This window comes from Citreimonas sp. (genome assembly GCF_042096055.1).
Taxonomy (GTDB): Bacteria; Pseudomonadota; Alphaproteobacteria; order Rhodobacterales; family Rhodobacteraceae; genus Citreimonas.
In genome coordinates this window covers 22585-26033 of record NZ_JBELMH010000024.1, presented here as the reverse complement: position 1 = coordinate 26033, position 3449 = coordinate 22585, and the positions used below count along the sequence as shown (strand labels likewise).

General features: G+C 70.5%; 3 protein-coding genes and 2 pseudogenes. 1 reads left to right on the top strand and 4 read right to left on the bottom strand.

What is annotated here, in order from left to right; genetic code table 11:
- Positions 1 to 221, top strand: a pseudogene (locus ACFDTC_RS07570) (2-isopropylmalate synthase); the annotation flags it as partial.
- An 8-nt stretch (positions 222 to 229) separates the two neighbouring features.
- Here the strand turns inward: ACFDTC_RS07570 and ACFDTC_RS07565 are convergent.
- The 4 genes and pseudogenes from ACFDTC_RS07565 to ACFDTC_RS07550 all read right to left on the bottom strand — a co-directional run.
- A complete protein-coding gene (locus ACFDTC_RS07565; RefSeq protein ID WP_375258273.1) occupies positions 230 to 1759 on the bottom strand; it encodes a cryptochrome/photolyase family protein in 1530 nt (509 codons plus the stop codon).
- Positions 1753 to 2418, bottom strand: a complete 666-nt coding sequence (locus tag ACFDTC_RS07560) for an SDR family NAD(P)-dependent oxidoreductase (protein WP_375258272.1) — start codon at positions 2416 to 2418, stop codon at positions 1753 to 1755. The genes ACFDTC_RS07565 and ACFDTC_RS07560 overlap by 7 nt, the downstream gene beginning before the upstream one ends.
- Before the next feature lie 31 nt (positions 2419 to 2449).
- A complete protein-coding gene (locus ACFDTC_RS07555) occupies positions 2450 to 3172 on the bottom strand; it encodes a gamma-glutamyl-gamma-aminobutyrate hydrolase family protein (RefSeq protein ID WP_375258271.1) in 723 nt (240 codons plus the stop codon).
- Positions 3169 to 3449 (bottom strand): annotated as a pseudogene (locus tag ACFDTC_RS07550) (hypothetical protein); the annotation flags it as partial. The pseudogene ACFDTC_RS07550 and the gene ACFDTC_RS07555, both read right to left, overlap by 4 nt.

The following is a 3449-nucleotide window of genomic DNA, read 5'->3' as shown; positions in this document are numbered from 1 at the left end:
ACGAGGGCACGTTCGAGGCCGGCCGCCGGCAGGGCAGCGGCACGATGCGCTACGCTAGCGGCGAGGAGACGCGCGGCGAATGGGTCAACGGCGCGCTGGTCGAGCGCACGGACGACGGCGGCACCGCCGACGACGCGGCGCCGGCGCCCGAGACGCCCGACGCGCCGGACGCGGAAGACGCAGCGCCGGACGCCGGGGAAGAGCCGGCGCCCGCCGACTAGGCGCCGGTCTAGACCGTCTCGCCCGCGTCGAGCTTGTCGAGGAACGCGCCCGCCTCGCGCAGCACGGTCTCGCGCTTGTCGTCGTTCATGCGGTCGAAGGTGCGATACATCTGCGCCATGCGCGGGTTGTTCTGGAAGCGGTCGCGGTGGCGGTCCATGAAGTGCCAGAAGAGCAGGTTGAACGGGCAGGCATCCGGGCCGGTCTTGTCCTTCACCTTGTAGGCGCAGTGGCCGCAGTAATCTGACATCTTGGCGATGTAGTTGCCCGAGGACACGTAGGGCTTGGACGCGACCAGCCCGCCATCGGCGAACTGCGTCATGCCGATCGTGTTGCCGGCCATCACCCAGTCGAAGGCGTCGGCGTAGACGGCGAGGTACCAGTCGTGCACCTGCCGGGGTGCCACGCCCGCGAGCAGCGCGAAGTTGCCCGTCACCATCAGGCGCTGGATGTGGTGGGCATAGGCCTCGTCCCGCGTCTGGGCGACGGTTTCGGACAGGCAGCGCATCTTCGTCTCGGCGCCCCAGTAGAGGTCGGGCAGGTCGCGGTCGTGCTTCAGCACGTTGCTGTCGAGGTAGTCCGGCCCGCCATGGTAGTAGAGCCCGCGCATGTATTCGCGCCAGCCGATGATCTGGCGGATGAAGCCCTCGGCCGCGTTGATCGGCGCATGGCGGTCGCGCCAGGCCTGCTCGACCGCCTCGCAGACCTCGCGCGGGTCGAGTAGGCCGATGTTCATGTAGAGCGCGATGAACGAGTGATAGAGGAACCGCTCGCCCGTCAGCATGGCGTCCTGGTAGGTGCCGAAGTCGGGCAGGCCCTTCTTCACCCAATGCGCCAGGTGCTGGCGCGCCTGGCCGTGGTCGGTCGCGAACCAGAAGGGGCGCGCCTGCCCGAAGTTCGAGCCGAACTCGGCCTCGACGAGATCCAGCACCGCCTCGACCGTCTCGTCGGGGGTGAAGCGCATGGGGCCGGAATAGTCGATCCGCTTCGGCGGCGCCGCTCGATTGTCGTGGTCGAAGTTCCACTGGCCGCCGGCGGGGTCGTCGCCGTCCATCATCAGGCCGGTCGCCTTGCGCATCTCGCGGTAGAAATACTCCATCCGCAGGCTCTTGCGGTCTTTGGCCCAGCGTTCGAACACCTTGTGCGAGGCGATGAAGCGGTCGTCCTCGTGCTGGTGGACCTTGATTGGCGCGTGGGTCAGCGCCTCGATCAGGCGCCAGTCGCCGGGTTCGGTGGCGATCACCTCGGTCGCGCCGGTCTGTTCGGCGCGGCGCAAGAGCTCGCCCACGATGCTGCCGGCGTTGTCGGTGTCATCGTACTCGGTGTAGCGCACGTCCCAGCCGTCGTCGCGCAGGCGGGCGGCGAACTTGCGCATGGCGGCGAAGATCAGCGCGATCTTCTTGGGGTGGTGGCGGACATAGGTGGCCTCGTCCCGGACCTCGGCCATGACGACCACGTCGCGCGACTTGTCGGCCTCGCGCAGGGCGGCGATGTGTTCGGTTAACTGGTCGCCGAGGATCAGGATCAGGCGGCCTACCACGGGATTTCCTTCAGCGCGTAGTCGTAGAACCCGCCGGTGTGTTCGGGCGTGAGGCGGTCGAGCACGTCGGCCAAGCGTTTCGCCGCCTCGTCCGCCGGGACCGAGGGGTGCCGGCCCAGGTACTTCTCGGTGAAGGCGGTCTGGACGGTGCCGGGATGCAGGCAGGCGACGCAGAGGTGGCGGTGGCTGCGCGCCAATTCGACCGCGGCGCCGTGCATCAGCTGGTTCAGCGCGGCCTTGGCGGTGCGGTAGGCATACCAGCCGCCCATGCGGTTGTCGCCGATGCTGCCAACACGCGCGGACAGCGCGGCGAAGACAGCCCGCTCGCGCCGGGGCAGCAGGCGCTGGGCATGCTTCAGCACCAGCGCCGGGCCCAGCGCGTTCAGCGCGACCTGGTTCATCAACCCGTCGGCGGTGAGGTCGCGCAGCGCCTTTTCCGGCTCGTGGCCGTCGATCTCGAGCGCGCCCGTGGCGACGAAGATCAGGTCGAAGGGGCCATCGAGCGGCTCGAGTGCGGCGGCGACGCTGCCCTCGTCGGTGACGTCGAGGCCGTTTTCCGAGCGCGACAGCCCGGTGACGGCGACGCCGCGGTCGCGCAGTTCGCGTCCCAGCGCGCCGCCGATGCCGCCGCTGTCGCCGATGATCAATGCGGTGTTCATGGCGCGCCAGCTAGCGGGGCGCGCCGAAGGATCAAGCGCCGCGCGGGCGTGCGCGACGCAGGCGGCGCGAGGTTGCCGGGTCGCGCTGGCGGCCGTCCTGCGCGGCCTCGACCAGCGCGCGGAACAGGGCGCGCTGCCGACGGGCGTAGAACAGGTGTTCGGGGTGCCATTGCACGCCCAGCGCGAAAGGCGGGCTGGTGCGCTCGACCGCCTGCACCATGCCGTGTTCGTCGCGGGCGCAGACCCGCATGCCGAGCCCCAGTTCGTCCACGGCCTGACTGTGCAGCGCGTTGACGCGCATCGGCGCGTCGCCCGCGATCCGGGACAGGTGCGTCCGGGGTGCGACGTGCACGGTGCGCTTGGGCAGGATCGTGGTGACCTTGCGCCGGTTGAGCCGCGCCCAGATGTCCTGTTCCAGCGTGCCGTGCAGCGCGACGTTCAGCATCTGCGCGCCGCGGCAGATGCCCAGCACCGGCACGCCCTGCTGCAGCGCCTCTTCGGCGAGGCGGCGTTCCAGCTCGTCGCGGCGGGCATCCAGCCGCGCCGCCACGCGCAGGGTCTGGCCGTAGAGCGTGGGCGATATGTCGTCGCCGCCGCCGATGATCAGCCCGTCGACCGAGGGCAGGTCGGCGGCGCGGCCGACGCCCCAGCGCACGGCACGGCCGCCCGCCAGCCAGACGTTCAACGCGACCAGCGGAAAGATCCGCCAGCCCGAGCGCTGCGAGGTAGTCACGGCGATGACGGGCCTGCTCATGCCGCCGCGCCGTCGCTGAGTACGGCGCCCGCGCGACGCGCCCATTCGCCGCGGGATTCCAGCGTGACGGCGCGGTGCGCTCGCCACTCCTTGGACAGCGCGGCGGTGGTGGCGGGATCGTCGGCCAGCCGTTCGACCGCCAGCCAGTCGTCCCACGGTTCGGACAGGCTCCACCCCGCTTCGTCTATGCGGCAATCGGGCAGGCGAAAGTGGTAGGCGGGGCGGCCGCCGATGTCGGCGGCCTTGGGAAAGATCGCGGCGTAGGCGTCGGGCACCG

Bases quoted from the DNA above. Each gene is read 5' to 3' on its own strand.
- ACFDTC_RS07560 (WP_375258272.1), bottom strand. From the start codon at position 2,418: ATGAACACCGCATTGATCATCGGCGACAGCGGCGGCATCGGCGGCGCG.
- ACFDTC_RS07555 (WP_375258271.1), bottom strand. From the start codon at position 3,172: ATGAGCAGGCCCGTCATCGCCGTGACTACCTCGCAGCGCTCGGGCTGG.